This is a genomic window from Fulvivirga sedimenti, from assembly GCF_020328055.1.
The window spans coordinates 842,115-860,795 of sequence record NZ_JAIXNE010000002.1 but is presented as its reverse complement, the minus strand read 5'-3'; the positions used below and the strand labels follow the sequence as shown (position 1 = coordinate 860,795).

Annotated in this window: 22 protein-coding genes; 12 read left to right on the top strand and 10 right to left on the bottom strand. The window is 44.4% G+C overall.

Annotated features, from left to right (window positions below):
* Positions 1-43 precede the first annotated feature (43 nt).
* Positions 44-682 (top strand): DUF6503 family protein, encoded by a 639-nt coding sequence (locus LDX50_RS10180; protein ID WP_225698340.1) that lies wholly within the window; start codon positions 44-46, stop codon positions 680-682.
* A 5-nt stretch (positions 683-687) separates the two neighbouring features.
* Here the strand turns inward: LDX50_RS10180 and paaD are convergent, their stop codons facing one another.
* The 5 genes from paaD to LDX50_RS10155 form a co-directional block, all read right to left on the bottom strand.
* Positions 688-1,173: a 1,2-phenylacetyl-CoA epoxidase subunit PaaD gene (gene paaD, locus LDX50_RS10175; RefSeq protein ID WP_225698339.1), complete on the bottom strand. Its 486-nt coding sequence runs from the start codon at positions 1,171-1,173 to the stop codon at positions 688-690.
* Positions 1,174-1,204: 31 nt separating this feature from the next.
* Positions 1,205-1,960, bottom strand: a complete 756-nt coding sequence (gene paaC / locus LDX50_RS10170; RefSeq protein WP_225698338.1) for a 1,2-phenylacetyl-CoA epoxidase subunit PaaC — start codon at positions 1,958-1,960, stop codon at positions 1,205-1,207.
* The gene (locus LDX50_RS10165) at positions 1,957-2,568 is read right to left on the bottom strand and encodes a phenylacetic acid degradation b (RefSeq protein ID WP_225698337.1); all 612 of its coding nucleotides are present in this window, start codon (positions 2,566-2,568) and stop codon (positions 1,957-1,959) included. The genes paaC and LDX50_RS10165 overlap by 4 nt, the downstream gene beginning before the upstream one ends.
* 138 nt (positions 2,569-2,706) lie before the next feature.
* Positions 2,707-3,693: a 1,2-phenylacetyl-CoA epoxidase subunit PaaA gene (gene paaA / locus LDX50_RS10160; protein ID WP_225698336.1), complete on the bottom strand. Its 987-nt coding sequence runs from the start codon at positions 3,691-3,693 to the stop codon at positions 2,707-2,709.
* 42 nt (positions 3,694-3,735) lie between these two features.
* On the bottom strand, positions 3,736-4,314 hold the full coding sequence (locus LDX50_RS10155; protein ID WP_225698335.1) for a TetR/AcrR family transcriptional regulator: 579 nt from the start codon (positions 4,312-4,314) through the stop codon (positions 3,736-3,738).
* Positions 4,315-4,366: 52 nt separating this feature from the next.
* On the opposite strand from LDX50_RS10155, the gene LDX50_RS10150 reads away from it, so the two are divergent.
* The 4 genes from LDX50_RS10150 to LDX50_RS10135 all read left to right on the top strand — a co-directional run bounded on the left by LDX50_RS10150 (position 4,367) and on the right by LDX50_RS10135 (position 8,166).
* The gene (locus tag LDX50_RS10150; RefSeq protein ID WP_225698334.1) at positions 4,367-4,876 is read left to right on the top strand and encodes a hypothetical protein; all 510 of its coding nucleotides are present in this window, start codon (positions 4,367-4,369) and stop codon (positions 4,874-4,876) included.
* 188 nt (positions 4,877-5,064) lie between these two features.
* On the top strand, positions 5,065-5,748 hold the full coding sequence (locus LDX50_RS10145) for a TIGR04283 family arsenosugar biosynthesis glycosyltransferase (RefSeq protein ID WP_225698333.1): 684 nt from the start codon (positions 5,065-5,067) through the stop codon (positions 5,746-5,748).
* A gap of 29 nt (positions 5,749-5,777) precedes the next feature.
* On the top strand, positions 5,778-7,061 hold the full coding sequence (locus tag LDX50_RS10140; RefSeq protein ID WP_225698332.1) for a glycosyltransferase family 4 protein: 1,284 nt from the start codon (positions 5,778-5,780) through the stop codon (positions 7,059-7,061).
* A complete protein-coding gene (locus LDX50_RS10135; protein WP_225698331.1) occupies positions 7,051-8,166 on the top strand; it encodes a DegT/DnrJ/EryC1/StrS family aminotransferase in 1,116 nt (371 codons plus the stop codon). Before LDX50_RS10140 ends, LDX50_RS10135 begins: the two co-directional genes overlap by 11 nt.
* A gap of 1 nt (position 8,167) precedes the next feature.
* Here LDX50_RS10135 and LDX50_RS10130 read toward each other — a convergent pair whose 3' ends face one another.
* On the bottom strand, positions 8,168-8,803 hold the full coding sequence (locus tag LDX50_RS10130; protein ID WP_225698330.1) for an O-methyltransferase: 636 nt from the start codon (positions 8,801-8,803) through the stop codon (positions 8,168-8,170).
* A gap of 22 nt (positions 8,804-8,825) precedes the next feature.
* Between LDX50_RS10130 and LDX50_RS10125 the strand changes: the two genes are divergently transcribed.
* Both LDX50_RS10125 and LDX50_RS10120 read left to right on the top strand, forming a co-directional pair.
* Positions 8,826-9,737 carry a sulfotransferase domain-containing protein gene (locus LDX50_RS10125; protein WP_225698329.1) on the top strand — a complete coding sequence of 304 codons (912 nt, stop codon included), beginning with the start codon at positions 8,826-8,828 and terminating at the stop codon, positions 9,735-9,737.
* Positions 9,738-9,800: 63 nt separating this feature from the next.
* The gene (locus tag LDX50_RS10120; protein WP_225698328.1) at positions 9,801-11,015 is read left to right on the top strand and encodes a glycosyltransferase family 4 protein; all 1,215 of its coding nucleotides are present in this window, start codon (positions 9,801-9,803) and stop codon (positions 11,013-11,015) included.
* On the opposite strand, the gene LDX50_RS10115 is transcribed toward LDX50_RS10120, so the two are convergent.
* Complete coding sequence (locus tag LDX50_RS10115) at positions 10,980-12,440, bottom strand: lipopolysaccharide biosynthesis protein (RefSeq protein WP_225698327.1); 1,461 nt, start codon at positions 12,438-12,440, stop codon at positions 10,980-10,982. The two genes, LDX50_RS10120 and LDX50_RS10115, sit on opposite strands and share 36 nt — an antisense overlap.
* Positions 12,441-12,470: 30 nt before the next feature.
* The gene (ruvC, locus tag LDX50_RS10110) at positions 12,471-13,037 is read right to left on the bottom strand and encodes a crossover junction endodeoxyribonuclease RuvC (protein WP_225698326.1); all 567 of its coding nucleotides are present in this window, start codon (positions 13,035-13,037) and stop codon (positions 12,471-12,473) included.
* 17 nt (positions 13,038-13,054) lie between these two features.
* On the opposite strand from ruvC, the gene LDX50_RS10105 reads away from it, so the two are divergent.
* From LDX50_RS10105 to LDX50_RS10085, 5 genes are read left to right on the top strand one after another with little or no spacing between them, the layout of a single operon-like run.
* Positions 13,055-13,984 carry a lysylphosphatidylglycerol synthase domain-containing protein gene (locus LDX50_RS10105; protein ID WP_225698325.1) on the top strand — a complete coding sequence of 310 codons (930 nt, stop codon included), beginning with the start codon at positions 13,055-13,057 and terminating at the stop codon, positions 13,982-13,984.
* The gene (locus LDX50_RS10100) at positions 13,981-15,093 is read left to right on the top strand and encodes a glycosyltransferase (RefSeq protein WP_225698324.1); all 1,113 of its coding nucleotides are present in this window, start codon (positions 13,981-13,983) and stop codon (positions 15,091-15,093) included. Before LDX50_RS10105 ends, LDX50_RS10100 begins: the two co-directional genes overlap by 4 nt.
* Before the next feature lie 38 nt (positions 15,094-15,131).
* Positions 15,132-16,352, top strand: coding sequence for a GAF domain-containing SpoIIE family protein phosphatase (locus LDX50_RS10095; protein WP_225698323.1), 1,221 nt, complete (start codon positions 15,132-15,134; stop codon positions 16,350-16,352).
* The gene (locus LDX50_RS10090; protein WP_225698322.1) at positions 16,352-16,984 is read left to right on the top strand and encodes a polysaccharide deacetylase family protein; all 633 of its coding nucleotides are present in this window, start codon (positions 16,352-16,354) and stop codon (positions 16,982-16,984) included. The genes LDX50_RS10095 and LDX50_RS10090 overlap by 1 nt, the downstream gene beginning before the upstream one ends.
* A gap of 11 nt (positions 16,985-16,995) precedes the next feature.
* Positions 16,996-18,057: a glycosyltransferase family 2 protein gene (locus LDX50_RS10085; RefSeq protein WP_225698321.1), complete on the top strand. Its 1,062-nt coding sequence runs from the start codon at positions 16,996-16,998 to the stop codon at positions 18,055-18,057.
* Here the strand turns inward: LDX50_RS10085 and LDX50_RS10080 are convergent.
* Positions 18,050-18,211: a hypothetical protein gene (locus LDX50_RS10080; protein ID WP_225698320.1), complete on the bottom strand. Its 162-nt coding sequence runs from the start codon at positions 18,209-18,211 to the stop codon at positions 18,050-18,052. The genes LDX50_RS10085 and LDX50_RS10080 overlap by 8 nt on opposite strands.
* 68 nt (positions 18,212-18,279) lie before the next feature.
* The gene (locus tag LDX50_RS10075) at positions 18,280-18,630 is read right to left on the bottom strand and encodes a helix-turn-helix transcriptional regulator (protein WP_225698319.1); all 351 of its coding nucleotides are present in this window, start codon (positions 18,628-18,630) and stop codon (positions 18,280-18,282) included.
* Positions 18,631-18,681 lie beyond the last annotated feature (51 nt).

Genomic DNA, 18,681 nt, shown 5'->3' with positions numbered 1-18,681 from the left:
TTTGCTGAAATTATTAATACGCCAATGATTTGTATATTGTGAAATGAAATTAAGTTTTCTACTGCTGATTTCTGTTCTTCTTAGCTGCGGTGAGCAAAAGCTTATTTCGGAGGAGATTCTGGAACGTTCTATCGGTTTTCATGATCCGGAAAACCAATGGCAATCACTCGAAACTATTTTGAACTTCAAAGAGGAAGGGGCTAACGGTCCCCGGCAGACTACCGTATGGATTGACAATAATACAGGCTATTTCAGAGTTCGACGCGGAAGTGTGGAGGATCACGGCATGGTTCAGGATTCTTGTTTCATTAATTCAGGGAACGTTGACTGTAACCGTGCAGAAAGATTGAGAAATTACTACCTCTATCTCTGGGGGCTGCCTATGAAGTTGAGAGATAGTGGAACGGTTTTAATTGATCGGGTGGATTCCATTAGATGGAATGGGTATGATGTTCTTACACTTCAGGTAGAATATGAGGAAGACAGGTGGACATATTATATTGACCAAACTGATTATCAGCTGCGGGGGTATTCTTTCCTGAAAAATGATGGTTCCGGTGAATGGATTGAGCTGGAGGGTATTGAAAAGGTCCAGGGCATGAGACTGCCCAAGAGCCGTGCATGGTATGTTTTCAGTGACAGCGCATATCTCGGCCGGGATTTGCTATTATCAGGAGAGTAGGGGACTCAGACAGGTTTAAACTGCTCAAAAGTTTCCTTACAATTCTCGCAATAGTGAATGGAGCGGCATGCGGTCGGTCCGAAAGGATTTTTCAATTGTGTGTTTTCACTACCACATACCGGGCAGGTCGCATGTTCCAGCACATCTATATCAACGATGAGATTGTGTTTTGGCGGAGGAGCCAATCCGAACTTTCGCAGTGCCTCTCTTCCCTGATCGGAAATCATATTTGAATTCCAGGAAGTTTCATAAGTTATTTTCACATCCACCTCCTGAAGGCCATGCTGGTGCAATACATCAATAACATCCTGTTTCATGTAGTCGATTGCCGGGCAGCCGACGAAGGTTGGGGTCATATGAACTGTAAGGTGTTCTTCCTGCCAGTCGAGACGGGTTATTACACCCAGGTCTACCAACGATATTACAGGTATCTCCGGATCTTTGACATCCTGAAGCCAGTCATAAATTTGATCGTCGCTTATCTTTCCCATACAGTAATAACAGATTTTAAGGATGTTTCGTTTACCAGTCGGCGGTAGGATCTGATCTGAATACTTCTGCCATTTCATCCAGGAGCGGTTGCAAATGGGGTGTATGTTTTCCAATTCTGCCGCCATAGGAGGGTGATAATGCGGTTAAATCAGGAACCTGCAGGACTGTCTCAGAGAGTACCTTCATTATTTCGATTTCCCATGCGGCCTGCAGTGCACGTTCTCCTTCAAATAAACCGGAAGAGATGATTTCATCCTCAAATGGTGAGGGCTCAAATATGCCAAGGGCATGGGGCAAAGCTTCATTTAATGAATTCTGTAAACGTTCTACACTTTCCGGTGTGGCATTGCCCAGTTGCCGGATCCACGTTCGGGCATGCATTGTATGATACCGGATCTCGCCTCTGATTTTTATTGAAAGATCAGCGAGTGGTTTGTAGGATGAACGTGTAAGCATATCAAAGCGAATAGCTTCGGCAGCGTCAAATAGGAAATGCCGTATCAGGCTGAAGTCGTATTCGCCATTGGGCAGTTCGGTGAGCGTACAGTTATGAAACTGATCGGCATTTCGCATGAAAGCCACTGTGTCGGGTTCACCTTCTCCGAGTTCATTGAGCATTTGATACAGGGCGTAACTTTGTCCAACTTTGTCCTGTGCCATTGAACTGAATGCGATATCTTCTTCAAGAAGAGGCCCAAAACCTGTCCATTCACTGTTTCTGTGGCCAATAATCAGCTGATCATCAGCCATTTTATATAACATCTCTTTCAGTGCCTCGGTATTCATTGGTCTGCCTGTTTACGTTCCTTGAAATCTTTCAATTTATCCCCTGCCTTATAAGCAATTGCATCCCTGAATTGTTTTTCCGGCAGGGTATTCCAGATAATTTTATCCTCTTCGTCATTGAACAGGATGTCTGATGTTTTAACGACCCAGACATTAAACACCGGCTTACCATCAATGAATTCTGGTTTGGCCAGTGATAGCGCACCCTGATAGCTATCTGCCTCCACCGAACCGATATGTTCGTGTTGTTTGCCACGCCGCATCAGGTGAAACACTTCATAGGACTCCGTATTGCCCGTTCCGGGAGTCTGGTCGGGAACAGATGAGTAAATATTCTGATCATCTTCGGTGAATCCGGTTGTATACACATTGCGTGTATCAACAACGAAAAGGCCTGTGCATGTTTGTCTTCTGGAAAACTGTTCCTTGGCAAACAGGAAAGCCATTTCTTCATTTGGCGCATGAACTGCCCCGGTATGAATGTACGGCTTGTTTTCGTGAAGCTGCGTGAATACCTCAAATGTGCCCAGCTGATCCAGTGGTGCTTTAGGTGCCAGTTCGCCATTTAGTTCGGGAAGTCTGTTTACCCTGGGGTCAAGTGATTTCATACTGCAAATATCCGCCTTTTGTAGCTCCTATGCAATCGTTTTCGGAGGATAAGCAACAGGAAACAATGTCTGCGGCAAAAGGAATAAATAAAAAAACCCGCAGGGTTTGCCTGCGGGTTTCTTCAATTATTTTTCCTGTTATACCAGGGGCTTTACATAATCTGTTTTCGGAGTTTTCAAAGCCTCGCGAACCCAGCGTCCACGCTCTTCGGCGGTTCTTCGCACAGCGAGTCGTTCGGCATTACACGGACCGTCACCATTGATAACCCTTTTGAACTCCTCCCAGTCCGGCTCGGTATAAACCCACCGGCCTGTTTCCTGGTCTTTACTTAATTTGGGGTCCGGAATTGTAAAACCAAGTTCCCATATTTTCGGCACATACATATCGAGGAACTGGTTTCTCATGTCATCATTGCTGGCCATTTTAACCTTCCATTTCATGAGAACTTCTGTATGGGCAGACATTTTATCGGGCGGGCCGAAAAAGTGCATCATGGGCGCCCACCAGCGATCGATTGCTTCCTGCATCATTTGCCGCTGTTTTTTTGTTCCTGTTGCCATGTGGATTACGCAGTGATGGCCATATTTTAAATGAAATGACTCCTCGGCGCAAATACGGTCGAGTGCCCTGCAGTACGGACCATAGCTTCCGCGGGCATTTGCCAGCTGATTCACGATCGCACCGGCATCAACAAGCCAGCTGATAAAGCACGCATCTGCCCAGGTATAAGCGGGGTAGTTGAAAATGTTTGAATATTTTGATTTACCGTTGATCAGGTCATCGATCATCGCTTCCCTGGGTTTGCCCAGTGTTTCAGCAGCAGCATAGAGAAGTTGAGCATGACCTACTTCGTCCTGAACTTTTGCCATGAGGGCAAGTTTCCTCCGGAAGCCGGGCGCACGGGTAATCCATGTTCCTTCAGGTAAAGCGCCAATAATTTCACTGTGTGCATGTTGTTCAATCATGCGGATCAACTGCTTTCGGTATAAATCCGGCATCCAGTCGGTTGGTTCAATTTTTTCACCCCGTTCAATACGGGCTTCAAAGGCTTCAAGTTTTACCGGATCTTCATTGGTAAGTTCTTTACTGTTTACCGGCTCAAAAGTATTTCCTCCTCCGTACATTAGGTATTTATTTGGTTATCGCAATAGTAACAAAAAAACTTGCTATTTCGTTTTCAATCCTTCAATTAACATGTCAGCCAGCTGATTTCCAAGTTTTTCCGGATCGATAATTCCTTCGGGATCATACCAGTGGGGCATCCAGTTAAGGGATGAGAACAGTGTCATTACAGCGAGTTTGGTGTCTACAGGATTAAACTCTCCAGCACGAATTCCTCTTTCAATGATCCGCTTGAACCGGTTAATGTAGTTAATCCGCAGCAATAGAAAATCCTTCAGATACTTATCGCTCAGGTGCCTGTGTTCATTCATGAAGACGGCTGATGCAGTGAGGTTTTCAGCCATTACGGCAATATGCCCTAAAATGCCCGCACGCAGCTGGCCGGCATAGCCGCTTTGATTCTTTTCAACCTGATCGAGCGAATCCATGAATTTTTCGGCCATTCCAAAACAAAGCGTGATCAGAATTTCTTCTTTCGATTTTATATGGGAATAAAGACTGGCTGCCTCGATGCCCAATTCTGTCGCCAGATCGCGCATTGAAGTGGCGGCATAGCCGCGAACCCTGAATAATTCAGCAGCGGCCTGAATGACCTGATCTTTTCTTGATTCCGAGAACGGCATGATACAAAAATAATTATTCGGCAGTGAACCGGAAGTAATTTATTAGTTTTGAATGGATAAAGATATGGGTTTTAAAAACATTCGTAATTTCCATGAAAAGGTGAACAACATTTTTCACCTGACCCTGGCATTGCCCCTTTTGCCGATGGGATATATTTTCCTGGAATCGAATCACGATGATTTTGAACCACCATTGGGTGAAAATCAACTTCTGGTGATTGCATCGATCATTTCAGCACTTTTAGTCACTGCATTTGCCTACACTCATTACCAGGGTAATCTGGAAAAAGTGAGGGAAGAAGATGGATTGGCAGCCCAATTCAGGGCATTATATAGTCAATACCAAAAATTATATCTTGGAAATCTGGCTGCGAGTCTCCTGCTTGTCGTAGGTTATTATCTTACAGGGTCAGATTATGTGATCGGCACTTACGTTCTGCATCTTTTTACCCTGTCACTCATCAGACCCTACTACGACCGGTATAGCCGGGATCTTAAATTATCTAAGGAAGATGCACTGGCAGTAAGAAAGATGACCCTGGCGTTTGAGGAGGATTTGTAAGTTGTGTAATTACCGATACGGCATCATCGGCATTTCGGATGAATTCAAAATAAAATGCAGCGGCAATCATAATCGCAAGCAGGATGCCGATTAAAATGATCAGTTGTTGTCTTTGTTGTTTGCTCACGAAATCCATAAGTTGAACGAACGATTTTGTCTACAGACCCGTAACATCTTGATTTGGTTGCATGCAAACCCTTAAAAAGTCCATATCGGTAATCATCCCTGCCCTCAACGAAGAGAACATGTTACCAGGTCTTTTAAAGTCTGTGTTGGCAAAACGGGTTCCTGTGGAAATTATTGTTGCCGATGGGGGAAGTACCGACCAAACGCGGAAGATTTGTGAATCCCACGGTGTGAAGTTTATTTCTACCTCACGTGGGAGGGCGAAACAAATGAATGAAGGGGCGGCAATGGCCACCGGAGATATTTTGTTCTTTGTGCACGCCGACAGTCGTTTGCCGGAGTGCTGGTATCAGGAGCTTCATGAAGCACTTTCATCGGGCGTCGTTGCGGGCACCTTTTCGCTGGAGTTTGATGAGCAATCTGTTTTGTTGAGAGCCTATGGTCAACTGAGCAAATTGAATCACTCGCTTTTTACTTATGGAGATCAGGGGCTTTTTCTACATCGCACTACATTCATTGAAACAGGTGGTTTTAAGGAAATCCCGATTATGGAAGATGTGGAAATCTACAGGCGGTTGAAAAAGATGGGGCCTGTAGTTAAAATGAAAAGCACCATCGTTACCTCTTCACGCAGATTCCGTAAAAACGGGATAATTTCCCAACAGCTGATGAATATTTTTCTGGTATTTGCATTCAGGGCAGGAGTCCCCGCGGCATGGCTTCAAAAATTTTATCCTTATAATTGATTTAAACTGCAGCCTTATATCTTTGCCACATGAAAACAGTGCTGATCATCACATATTATTGGCCACCCAGTGGTGGAAGTGGTGTGCAGCGCTGGATGAAATTTGCAAATTACCTGGAAGACGAAGGCTGGCACCCGGTAATTCTTACCCCCGAAAATCCACAATTTGTTGTTAAGGATGATTCACTTGAACAAGAAGTGAATGAAAATATTGAAGTGCTGCGCATACCTATTTGGGAACCATATCAGTTATTCGAAAAAGCCGGCGGCAACCCAAATGTATCCCAGGGAAATACTTCTGGGTCTGTGTCATCAATTGCAAAGTTCATAAGGGGTAATTTTTTTCTTCCGGACCCAAGGGTATTCTGGCGAAAACCGGCTGTCAGGTTCCTGAAGGATTACCTGAAAAGCAGGCGCGTTGATTTCATCGTTACGACCGGACCACCCCATAGCATACATTTGATCGGCCTCTCACTGAAAGGGAAATTCAATATTCCCTGGCTTGCTGATTTCCGCGATCCGTGGAGCGACTGGGATATGCTCGATGAATTTCATACCTCTGCGCTGGCGCGGTCTTATCATCGTAAAATGGAAAGGAAGGTTGCCGGAAAAGCGGATATTCTTCTCACCGTAAGCCCTTCCTGGGCAGAAACGCTTCATAAAAGGTACGATCGGCAGGTAGAAGTCATTACCAATGGATTTGATACGGCCGATTTCAGCAATGTTACAGACACCGGGCCCGACAACTTTTCGCTGGCACACTTTGGGCTAATCAATCAGTTTCGCCATGCACCGGCTTTCTGGGAGGCCCTGGAACAACTTCAATTATTGAATCCGGAGATTCATGACCTTTTAAAAATTGATTTATATGGAGTCATGGACCCGGAAATTCACACATTTATTGAATCCTGGGATAAGTCGGGAGAACAGGTGACTATTCATGGAAGCATAAGCCATAAAGAGGTGATTGAATCGTACCGGAAGTGCACGGTTGTTCTGATGTTTATGAATAAAAGTTCAAATGCGAAAGGCCACATCCCGGGGAAATTATTTGAATACCTTTCTGCCGGTAAACCCATTCTTGCAATCGGAGATCCTGAAGGTGATGCTGCAACGATAATTCGTGACACCGGGGCAGGAGTAGTGCTGAGGTGGGACGATACGGAGGGGATCTGTGGAATTCTTAATGAATGGTACCTGGAGTATAAAAAAACTGGCTCATTGCCTGGTCCGGACAGGAATGTGATTAACAGGTATTCCCGAAAGGAGCTCACCACCCGGCTTGCATCATTGATGAACAAACATGCAGGATAACGACGATTTCATACCATTTTTTGACCTCTCACGGCAGGGTGCTGAGCACATATCCGAGTGGATGAATGAAATTGAGCGCATCGTTCGTTCCGGTAAATTTCAATCGGGCCCGGAAGTACCCGGATTTGAGAAAGCTTTTGCAGAATGGCTTGGAGCAGCGGATGTTGTTGGGTGTGCGAGTGGTACCGATGCCCTGGAGGTCGCTCTTCGCGCTTGGCAGATTGGCCCCGGGGATGAAGTCATCGTTCCTGCCAATACATGGGTTTCCGATGCCGAGGCTGTGCTGTTCACCGGGGCTACGCCTGTTTTTGCCGATGTACTTGATGAAACCGGACAACTTGATCCAGCCGGCCTTGAGCCTCTGATCACGGAAAAGACAAGGGTGATCATTGCAGTTCATATGTACGGCTCCGTCTGTGACCTGGGATCCATCATGCAAATTGCCAGGCGGCATAACATCCTTGTATTGGAAGACTGTGCCCACGCCATCGGACTCAAAACCCAATGGGGAATGGCCGGAACACTTGCGGATGCAGCGGTATTCAGCTTTTATCCAACAAAAAATCTTGGTGCATTTGGCGATGCCGGTTGCATTGCTTCTGCGGATTCCCGGTTTATTGATCGGGTGCGCCTAATCCGTGATCATGGTCAGCCTGTCAAGGATACTCACCTGATTGTCGGTAAAACCAGTCGGATGGATGAAATTCAGGCGGCAATACTGTTTAAGAAGCTCCTTTACGTAGATCAATGGAATGCCCGGCGGCGTGATATCGCAATGTCATATGCAACAACCATAGAATCAATCCAGGGTATTCAAATGGGGTTTGACCTGAATCAAAACGCTGTGGTTCATTTGTTTATATTGAGAACCAGCGAGCGGGATGAATTCATACAATTCATGAAGAAGCGCGGGATTGGAACAGCTGTTCATTACCCGTTGCCTATTCCGATAACTCCTGCATTTCAATCGGGTAACTACAGGGGAGTATGGTCGGTGGCCGAGAGGAGGGCAAAAACTATTGTTTCGCTTCCGGTATTTCCTGAATTAACGGACGGGGAAATCGGTCGGATTAATGATGCCCTCGTTGCCTTTGGTCAGAAATGACTCAGGGCTTAAACCAGAAGGTGGTGTCGGTAAGTCCGGTAGTTGTATTCACCATTTTCCAGCCCTTCAGCAATTCAAAAACTTCAGCATAATATTCGCGTTCCGAATTATCCAGGACAAGAATGCCACCTGGCTTTAACCTGTCGATGGCATTTTTACAACATTGAACCCGATTGCGGCCGTCTACAAGTACAAAGTCAAATGAATTTTCCGGAAATTGGAGAATGTAATCGCTGTATTCGGTGTAATCAGGTTTGCCCGAATTCAATTTTGGGGGTATGAGTTCGTAATCCACATTTGAAAGACCTTTTATTTGATCCTCGACTTTCCTATACCACCCTGTATCATGCTCAACGCTTACCAGGTGGTTCAGTAGTTTAGCGAAGAAAAGCGTACTACCGCCACTGCCGTATTCAAAGCCCTTCATGTCACTGGATAGAATTTTTCTGAATATTGCGATGGAAGCAGGTGAAGTCCATGGAACTTTACCCATAAAGAAGCGCCAGGATCTGCTGTAAACCTTTAGGGCGGGGCGGACTATTCTGAAGACCAAATACGGCAGCTGTGCAGTCTTGTAATTTTTTTGTGTAAAGTAGCTTCTCCCGGCAATATCTTTGGTGATCGAATACTTATCCATAGTTTTGTTAAAATCTTGTTTTATGGTATCGGAAAAGCCTGAATTTCTTATTGCAGGAGCTGCCAAGGCAGGTACCACATCGCTCTATCACTACCTGAATCAGCATCCGGAAATTTTTATGTCTCCGGTAAAGGAACCCGACTATTTTGGCGGGCACTTCTGGTCTTTACCGTTAAATGATATTTATGGCCCGGATCCGAAGTTACAAATTTATCAGGATTGGGATGAATACCTATCCTTATTCAGGGAAGGAAAGGGAAAATTGAAAGGTGAGGCGAGTCCGAGTAGCTTTTATTACTTTGCCGAGGCCATTCCTGAAATAAAACGGCGCCTTGATAATCCAAAAATAATCATCATTCTTCGGAATCCGGTTGACCGTGCCTACAGCCATTATACATTCAAAAAACGGGATGTGAAGGAAAATCTGACATTTTCAGATGCCCTTGACGCTGAGGAGAAGCGAATGCAGGAAAATTATCATTATGGATATTTTTACAAGGCACTCGGTTTTTATCACAGGCCTGTTGAAGCCTTTCTGGCTGAATTTTCAGATGTTCATATTGTGCTTCTGGATGAACTCCAGGCAAACCCGGAGCATGTCATAAAAGGAATTTTTCAATTCCTGGATGTTAAAGATGATTTTGAGCCCTCACTGGATGTTGTATATAATGTATCAGGCAACCCAAGGATGAAGGGGCTTAATAAATTTTTACGGAAGAAGAACCCATTCCGGGATTTGATCCGTCCGGTACTGGATGTGGTGCTTTCTGAGAAGTCTAAAACAAAGCTTATGGAGAAGATACACCAGATGAATACTGCGCCAAAGGAGCCGCTTGAAAACAGCACCAGGCAGAAATTACTGGATTTGTACCGATCCGATATAGGAAGATTACAGGATCTCATCAATCGTGATCTTTCACAATGGATGCATTAGTTTCTCCTGCAGTTTGTAAGGGTATATTAGGAAAAAGTAGTTAATTAATACTATACTCGCTTTATGAAAATCGGGATGATCCTGGACAATACATTTCCGCCGGATTCCAGGGTGGAGAATGAAGCTGTTAGCCTGATCAGGGAAGGGCACGAGGTGTTTTTGTTCTGTCTGAATTCCGGTGATCAGCCTGAAAAGGAAATAATCAATGGAATTCAAATTCATCGTTTTCCAACCAATAAGTTCGAATATAAGCTTTCTGCACTTGCTTACACGATACCCTTATATCACTGGCTGATGCGGCCTAAAATCAAGACGTTTATTAACGAAACACAGGTGGAGGTTATCCACATACATGATCTTACGATTGCCCGAGCTGCTTTTGCGGAGGCCAGAAAAGCCGGGAAAAGAGTGGTTCTTGATTTGCATGAAAATCGTCCCGAAATCATGAAGTTTTATGTGCATTTGCAGAAATGGCCTGGAAAATGGCTCATCTCTACGAGGAGATGGAATTCATTTCAGAAGAAATACTGCCATGCAGCGGATGCAGTGATCGTAGTAACTGATGAGGCCAGACAGGACCTTGCCAGCGAATACAGAATTTCTGAGCAAAAATTTGCAGTTGTTCCGAACACCGTCGACACCTCTATTTACCTTTCCTATGAACCGGATCCCGGAATTACTCAGGCATACAAGGATACCTTTAATATACTTTACATGGGTGATACAGGTCTCCGGCGCGGAACAGATACGGCTATTCTTGCCATCGAGTTGCTGAAGGATTCGATTCAGAATGTAAAGCTGATTTTAGTTGGCAGCAATACCGAAGATGCGGAGCTCAGGGAGATCGTTCGGAAAAAGAACCTTGAACCCTATGTACATTTCGCCGGATGGCAGGATGTGTCCCTGTTTCCCAGTTATGTCGAAATTGCCGATGTATGCCTGTCGCCGCTTAAAAGGAACCGCCACCATGACACAACATTTGCCAACAAGATTTTCCAATATATGGCCGGAGGTAAACCACTTGTTGTGAGTGATTGCCCGCCCCAGGTGAGGGTTGTCGAGAATAGTGGGTGCGGGCTTGTGCATCAGGCAGAAAGCCGGAATTCACTGGCAGAATCAATTTTTTATATCCATGAGCATCCTGAAGAATCTCTTGAAATGGGTGAACGTGGCAGACGAGCGGTGATGGAGCAGTGGAACTGGAATCATACTTCCAATGAATTGAGAGCCTTGTATGCCGGGTTAGCGTCTGAACCTGTCAAGAATCAAATCAACTAATTCGCTCAGTTCCGGTGAATATCGCTTCCAGTAAATGACGGGGGCGGTTAATATCAGGAATAATGAGGATTTCAGAATGCTGGCGACCCACAGGTTTTCAGGTAAGGGAAGAAAATAACAAATTATGCCGGCAGCAATCATGATCAGAACTATTTCCATCGTTTTTCCTGTAAATGGATTAAGATCCATTTTGATCTTCAGGAAGGAGAATCGCGCAATATTGTAGGCAAGAATTGCCATGGTGGTTGCCATTGCTGCACCAAGTGTTCCGTACAAGGGAATAAAGACGAAATTCAGTCCGACAGTGATCACCAAAAGCAGTACCGACAAGATGGCATCCACCTTGTAATATTTTGAGTTGACCATGATATATCCGTTGATACCCACACCGGTATCGATCACCTGTGCCAGGCCAAGCATGATGAATATAAGAAAACTATCGGCATATTCTTCCGGAATATAATACAACAATAAGGAGTAATTCAGAGTGATCAGCAGGAAGACTCCACTGCTAAGAATAAGCTGATTTATGGATGATTTTCTGTATAATTCTGAAATAGTCCTATGGTCGTTATCCTTGAATGCATGGGCAATGAGTGACGGTGCGGTACGGGCAATCGAACTTGCAGGCACGCGGATAACAGAAGCCATAGCAGCGGCGATAGCGTAGATACTCACCGAAGACAGACTTTCAAGACTTCCCAGCATGAGACCATCCACCTTATTGATCATGTGTGCAGACAGGCCGCTGAGTACATTGAAAGAGTTGAATTTCCTAATTTCTTTTAAGAAGGTACGGTCACCCGGAGCAATGGTCAGTTCCGTAGGTAATTCCCCAAGTATCCCAATATAGATCAGAGTAATTAAGGCGATCAATGCATAAGATACGGTATAAGCGATGATAAACGTTTCAAAGTCAAATTCTCCTTTGGCATAGAGCAATATCAGGATCATCCACAGTATTCTCAGAAATATGAATGGCAGGGAGGCAGATAAAACATTTTTGAACAGGGCTTTCAGATAGGCATCAAAAAGGTTGTAAAACACCATCGCAATGCTGAAAGGCACCAGTAAATAAAAATATTCTACAAAGAGGCTGGAATTTTCGATATACCAGCTCGTGATTTCAGGTTTAAATATCCAGATCAAAGAAAGTACCAGCGTAAGTCCGCCCGCGCAAATCAAAAACCCGTAATACAATACCTTTCTATGCAGGTATGGGAAATATTTAACGATCATCGAGGGTGTTCCCAGTTGGGAGAACTGTGAAATCACGATGGTCACAGAAAGGAGAATCCGGGTGAGTCCGAACTGGTCACTATCCAGGATGTTGGGAAACAGTATGACCGTATTCACATACCCCAGGAGAATGCCCAGATACTGGATTATGCTGAGCCAAATACTGTTTCTGCGGACAATTCCCATAATATGCGCTTAGCACAAACTTGCAAAAATTTATTTAATACGATCCGGGTTTTCATTGATGAATGATTTCCAGCTTTTAGATCCATTCTTTCTGGTGCCGAACTGAAAGTGATGACAGAGGGCTACAGCAAGGGCATCAGTCGCATCCAGAAGTTTAGGTTGCTCTGTGAAGCTCAACAGCGTCATAATCATCTGCGCCACCTGTTCTTTCGATGCATTTCCATTTCCCGTTACAGATTGCTTCACTTTTTTAGGAGCATATTCCGTTATGGGAATGTCCCTGTTCAGTGCGGCAGCCATGGCTACCCCCTGTGCCCGGCCGAGCTTGAGCATTGACTGTACATTCTTGCCGTAAAAAGGCGCTTCAAGGGCCACTTCATCCGGTGAAAATTCCTCTATCAGGTGGTTAACACGCTCAAATATTTTTTTCAGCTTTAGTTCATGGGACCGATATTTTGAGAGGTGTATGACCCCCAGCTGAAGCAACTTCAGGCGATTTCCCTGAACGAGGATTACTCCATAGCCCATCACATTTGTTCCCGGATCAAGGCCCAGGATGATCCGTTCCAAATTCGAATTTTTCTCTATCTTCACCACCGTTGCAATATAGCTATATGGCCACGAAAAATGAAAGCAGAAAATATTATCTATACCTGATCAAATCAGCGGTTTTCCTGCTGATCCTTTATTTCATTTACCGAAAAGTTGAGGAACATCCGGAAGATTTCCAGAGTCTGCAGCATTTTCTTCAGGATCGGTTATCCGTTGGTATGTTAGTTCTGCTTGCCTTATTGATCCCCGTGAACTGGGGCCTTGAAATTGTGAAATGGCGTTACCTGGTGCGGACCAAATATCCAATAAGCTGGAAGGCAAGTACCGAGGGGGTGCTTTCCGGACTGGCAATGGGTTTTATCACACCCCATGGAATCGGCGATTATTTCGGACGGCTCACTTCTATTGATTTAAAAGGAAAATCCAGTTTTATAGGTTTAATTATGGCAAGTCGTTTTGCCCAATTATCGGTTACAGTTTGTTTCGGTATGTTGGGCGTTACGGTGATTTTGAGTTCGGCTGAAATTGCCATGCTGCTGGGATTGTTTTCAGGAGTGGGAGTGGCAGTCGTTGTGTTACTCAAGTATATCTCCTCAAAAAAACGAAAACGTTACCTCGATTTTATTGGCCGGTACTTTGAAATATTAAGATCACTTACCATCAGATCTTACGCAGTTATATTTGTGTTATCTGTCTTTCGTTATATGACTTTTGCTTTTCAGATGACCCTGGCCATTCGTGTTTTTGCTGATCAGGATTGGTGGCTGTCTTTTGCTGGTACGACATGGATCCTCCTGGCCAAGTCGGTTATCCCCTCGTTTAATTTTCTTAGTGATCTTGGAATCCGGGAATTTTCCGGTATATATTTCTTTGATAATTTTCAGGTGTCACCAGTGCCTGTAATTGCTGCCACCTTGCTGATCTGGTGTTTAAATATAGTATTGCCTACCTTGGCAGGAGCATTTCTGATGCTGAAAATAAGGTTCAAATGATTATACTCCTGGTTTTTCCGGCATTATACTGTATACTCCTACTGGTGTCGATCATCCTTTGGGCCAGGATACCTTCTGTGGGTGTAAATACTGAGGCGAGGAATAGTTTTTCTGTTTTGATACCATTTAGAAATGAAGAGCAGAAACTGGAATCTCTGATGAATTCTCTGCTTGGAGTTGATTACCCGGCAGATCAATTCGAGGTTATATTTATTAATGATCATTCCTCCGACGGGGGGGAGGCAATGATTGAATCAGCCTGTAATAATTATCAAAACTGGAAAATTATAAATCTCAAACAGCAGACCGGGAAAAAGTCTGCGCTGTTAAAAGGGGTTCAGGAAGCCAGATATCCGATTTTAATTACGACAGACGCTGATTGTAATGTACGTCCCGGCTGGCTCAGAACCTATGATCAGGCTTACACACGGCCAGATACACATTTCGTGGCAGGCACCATAGAGCTTGCTTATGAAAAACCCACTCTGCCGGTGATATTCCAGGTGTTTGAACAATATGCTCTCACGGGTTTGACAGGTGTAACCATGCATTCCAGGTATCCAACCATGTGTAACGGAGCTAACCTGAGTTTCACGAAGGAAGCATTCCTGGCAGTGAACGGATATGAAGGTAATGAGCAAATCCCCAGTGGAGATGATCAGTTTCTGTTAAAGAAGGTAACATCGAGGTTCCATGATTCGGCAATTTTTATGAAAGACCCGCAGGCGGCTGTCAGAACGGGGGCAATCACAGAATGGGATGAAATGTTGCATCAGCGGATCAGATGGGCTGCAAAATGGAAATCGACCGGAGGTATGGTTTCTGTGATGGCTGTATTTATTGCATTAACTTATTTCTCCCTCCTGGTTTCATTATTCTTTACACATCAGAGCATGATTGGTGAATATCTGCCGGGAATTCTGTTGACCAAACTTTTTGCAGATGCGTTGTTTGTGGCAGCTGTAGCCGGGAAGAGGATACATGCAGGATTATATATTTATTGGCCAATAATTCAGGTCATTTACCCGTTTTATACGTTGTTTGTGGTATGGAAATCAATTCGCGGAAATTACATATGGAAGGACCGCAGGTATTCCTCCGCAGTTTGACCAGGAAATTCGTATATTCAATTTGTCATTGAAATTTCATGAGTGCTGAATCGATAGAATCAAAGTATAATCTCAAAGAACTTCAGGTTAATGCCTTGCTGGAGATTACACAGGCAATCAATAACAACCTGTCGGAAACCTCCCTGTATAAAATATATGAGTTTACCTTGCGCGCGAACCTGCGCACACAGAAGCTGGCCCTGTTTGTTTTAGACGATGAGTGGGGGTGTAAGATCTGGTTCGGAACCAGCAGGAGCTGTGAGGAGGAAATACCTGCTGAAGATATGCTTGGGCTGAAGACAGTGACAAAACTCAGCGAAGAAAGGGATGATATTTTTGGGGAGTTTGATTATGCGCTGCCCGTGATTCATAAAGATCGCACCCTGGCCATTGTTTTTGTGGGAGGCATGTTAACGAATCATGATCAGGCAACCACGTCGAGCAACCTGAGGTTTATACAGGCCTTGAGTAACATTATCCTGGTGGCTATTGAAAACAAGAAACTGGCACGCCAGCAACTGGAACAGGAATCTCTTCGAAAGGAACTTGAAATCGCCAGTGACGTGCAACATTTTCTTTTTCCGGAGTCTTTGCCGTACGGTCCCCGTTTGAAAATTGAAGCCAGCTATTTACCGCATGACCGGATTGGAGGCGATTATTATGATTATATACCCCTGAACAAAAATCAGTTTTTGCTATGTATCGCAGATGTGAGCGGGAAAGGTATTCCGGCAGCGCTCCTGATGTCGAATTTCCAGGCTTCCCTTCGCACACTGGTCCGCCAAACCGGTAATTTGAGAGAGATCATTGAGGAATTGAATTATCAGATCCTTGAAAATGCCAAGGGAGAAAAATTCATCACCTTTTTCGTATGCATTTATGATCATACATTAAAGACACTGGCCTATATCAATGCAGGCCATAACCCGCCGGTATTAATTAATGGAGAAGATGTACAATGGCTCAAAGAAGGTTCCACTGTCTTAGGGGCAATGCATCCGCTGCCATTTATTAACGAGGGATTTATTACCGATTTGGAAGACTTTGTTCTCTTTTGTTATACGGATGGAGTTACCGAAACGCAGAATGAGGAAGAGGAGGAGTTTGGCGAACACCGACTTTCAAATTTTTTCAAAGACCATCATACCCGCGACTTGAAGAAGATCCATCATGATATCATTATTGCACTGGATAATTTCAAGGGTAAAAATGGATACAGGGATGATATTACTATATTGTCGTGCAAGATTAATCCCTGATGCTGTATTTTCACCGAACACCGGAGCTGCTGAAATGGCTCTATCCCGATCATATATGGCAAATGGAACGAAACTCCGATCGGGTGTATCTCACTTTTGATGACGGCCCGGTTCCTGAAATGACCCCTGCAATACTGGATATTTTACACGAGAAATCCGTGAAGGCCACATTTTTCTGTGTGGGTGACAATGTAAAGAAATACCCGGATATTCTGGACAGAATGTTGCAGGAAGGACATCACGTCGGAAACCACAGCTTCCATCATTTAAATGGCTGGGCAACACCCCGGGAAACATATCTCGCAGATGTGGATGCCTGCACCACTGTATTTCGGGAAAGAGGCGTTCAAACCACCTTATTCAGACCCCCTTACGGTAAAGTGAAAAGAAGCCAGGCACGGGAGATCCTTCAACAGAATAAAATCATCATGTGGGATGTGCTCAGTGGAGATTTCGATCCGGCTTTATCACCGGTGAAATGTTTGTCAAAAACACTAAGCGCTGTCCGCCCGGGATCCATTATTGTGCTGCACGATAACCCTAAAGCGGCGGAAAGAACCTTTTATGTTCTGCCGCGACTTATTGATCACCTTCTTGAATCCGGATTGAAATGCTCAGTAATCCCATATTAATTAATTCCATCATGGGGATCCTCTGTCTTGCAATCTTGCAGGACATCCTCCTGTATTTTCTTTTCAAGCCGTATAAACCCGGAACTACGGATCCTGTTTCGTTGCCATATGTGAGTGTGCTCCTGGCCATGCGTGACGAGGAGGAAAATGTGGATCGTTGTCTGAATGCAATACGGAACCTTGACTATCCGAAAGGCAAAATTGAAATCCTGGTCGGTGATGACGACTCATCAGATAAGACCCTGGAATTGCTGAGAAAACATGAAATGGAAGATGACAGGATACAGGTGATTTCTGTTAGGGAGGAGCTCGGACTGGCAAGGGGCAAAGCGAATGTTCTTGCGCATTTAATAAATAAAGCGGCTGGCAGTGTATTTTTAATCACTGATGCTGATGTCGAATGTAACCCGGCCTGGGCCAAAACCATGGTCGGAAACATACCTGAAAAGGTTGGGGTGATTAACGGACTGACCGGTGTTTCTGGGAATATATTTCAACATTATGAATGGCTTCAGGCACAGGGTATGTTACATGTTCTGCAGCGGTTTATTCCCATTACAGGAATTGGAAATAACATGTTGGTTACCCGGGAGGCATATATGGCCACGGGAGGTTTTGAAACTATCGCATTTTCGGTAACAGAGGATTTTGCACTCACGCGAAGAGTTTTAGAGGAGGGTTTCTCCCTTTCAAGCCGGTTATGCAACAAGGCAAGGGGGACTACTCTTGCCAGAAATGATATTGGATCGTTGCTGTCTCAACGTAAACGCTGGATGCAGGGGGCTGTGAGAATGCCTGTTTTTATTGTGTTCCTTTTGCTGGTGCGAGCGCTGTATTATCCTGCCATTATAAGTGCGTTTATCCTTTTTCCAAAAATTGCTGCGGTGGCTTTTTTAGTCAAAACACTTTTTCAGGCGGGATTGATCCGTGCGGTTAACAGGGAATCTGGAAGAAAACTTATGGTTTTTCCGCTCATGATGTATGAGCTGTATGCCTTTCTAATTTCCTGGGCAGAAATTATTGCTTACCTGATCCCAGGTAAGGTGAAGTGGAAAGGACGGGAATTTACCTGAAATTGGCTTGTGCGCTTATCGAGCTGTAGGAGTCGGTCACCCAGTTCAGAAACATGCCAATACATTCATGGCATATAAAGAAAACTGAGCCCAGCAGGATCATATAAAATACGATCTGAAGCTCATTGTTCGAGACGGCAGAATAAAATTTCATGTTGGTGCTTGTTTAGGTTATCCCAATATATAGATTAAATTCTATTGCACGATAACACTATTGTTACATCAGGAAATCCTCTTTTTTGCGATTTCTGAAGGATTATAATGATACATTTCACGGAATGAACGGGCAAAATAGGATAGATTATTGAATCCTACCTCATAGGCGATCTCTGTGACAGACTTCCCTGACTCCTTTAATAACTGAAATGCACGGCGTAATTTTCGCTCACGGATGTGGTGGCTGCTGGACTTTCCGGTAATCTTCTTAATCTTTCTATGGAGTTGAACACGGCTGATCCTGAGATCTGAGGCCAGGTCCGAAACGGTATATCGCTGATCAGCAAGATGTGCATCGAGCAGGTCGTTGATCTGCTCCAGAAAGTTTTGTTCGGAGTCACTTCTGAATCCATGCATGGAACAATTTAATCATTTTAAAGGGAGAATTCAATACACCTGATGATTGTA

Bases quoted from the DNA above. Each gene is read 5' to 3' on its own strand.
- LDX50_RS10180 (WP_225698340.1), top strand. From the start codon at position 44: ATGAAATTAAGTTTTCTACTGCTGATTTCTGTTCTTCTTAGCTGCGGT.
- paaD (WP_225698339.1), bottom strand. From the start codon at position 1,173: ATGGGAAAGATAAGCGACGATCAAATTTATGACTGGCTTCAGGATGTC.
- paaC (WP_225698338.1), bottom strand. From the start codon at position 1,960: ATGAATACCGAGGCACTGAAAGAGATGTTATATAAAATGGCTGATGAT.
- LDX50_RS10165 (WP_225698337.1), bottom strand. From the start codon at position 2,568: ATGAAATCACTTGACCCCAGGGTAAACAGACTTCCCGAACTAAATGGC.
- paaA (WP_225698336.1), bottom strand. From the start codon at position 3,693: ATGTACGGAGGAGGAAATACTTTTGAGCCGGTAAACAGTAAAGAACTT.
- LDX50_RS10155 (WP_225698335.1), bottom strand. From the start codon at position 4,314: ATGCCGTTCTCGGAATCAAGAAAAGATCAGGTCATTCAGGCCGCTGCT.
- LDX50_RS10150 (WP_225698334.1), top strand. From the start codon at position 4,367: ATGGATAAAGATATGGGTTTTAAAAACATTCGTAATTTCCATGAAAAG.
- LDX50_RS10145 (WP_225698333.1), top strand. From the start codon at position 5,065: ATGCAAACCCTTAAAAAGTCCATATCGGTAATCATCCCTGCCCTCAAC.
- LDX50_RS10140 (WP_225698332.1), top strand. From the start codon at position 5,778: ATGAAAACAGTGCTGATCATCACATATTATTGGCCACCCAGTGGTGGA.
- LDX50_RS10135 (WP_225698331.1), top strand. From the start codon at position 7,051: ATGCAGGATAACGACGATTTCATACCATTTTTTGACCTCTCACGGCAG.
- LDX50_RS10130 (WP_225698330.1), bottom strand. From the start codon at position 8,803: ATGGATAAGTATTCGATCACCAAAGATATTGCCGGGAGAAGCTACTTT.
- LDX50_RS10125 (WP_225698329.1), top strand. From the start codon at position 8,826: ATGGTATCGGAAAAGCCTGAATTTCTTATTGCAGGAGCTGCCAAGGCA.
- LDX50_RS10120 (WP_225698328.1), top strand. From the start codon at position 9,801: ATGAAAATCGGGATGATCCTGGACAATACATTTCCGCCGGATTCCAGG.
- LDX50_RS10115 (WP_225698327.1), bottom strand. From the start codon at position 12,440: ATGGGAATTGTCCGCAGAAACAGTATTTGGCTCAGCATAATCCAGTAT.
- LDX50_RS10105 (WP_225698325.1), top strand. From the start codon at position 13,055: ATGGCCACGAAAAATGAAAGCAGAAAATATTATCTATACCTGATCAAA.
- LDX50_RS10100 (WP_225698324.1), top strand. From the start codon at position 13,981: ATGATTATACTCCTGGTTTTTCCGGCATTATACTGTATACTCCTACTG.
- LDX50_RS10095 (WP_225698323.1), top strand. From the start codon at position 15,132: ATGAGTGCTGAATCGATAGAATCAAAGTATAATCTCAAAGAACTTCAG.
- LDX50_RS10090 (WP_225698322.1), top strand. From the start codon at position 16,352: ATGCTGTATTTTCACCGAACACCGGAGCTGCTGAAATGGCTCTATCCC.
- LDX50_RS10085 (WP_225698321.1), top strand. From the start codon at position 16,996: ATGGGGATCCTCTGTCTTGCAATCTTGCAGGACATCCTCCTGTATTTT.
- LDX50_RS10080 (WP_225698320.1), bottom strand. From the start codon at position 18,211: ATGAAATTTTATTCTGCCGTCTCGAACAATGAGCTTCAGATCGTATTT.
- LDX50_RS10075 (WP_225698319.1), bottom strand. From the start codon at position 18,630: ATGCATGGATTCAGAAGTGACTCCGAACAAAACTTTCTGGAGCAGATC.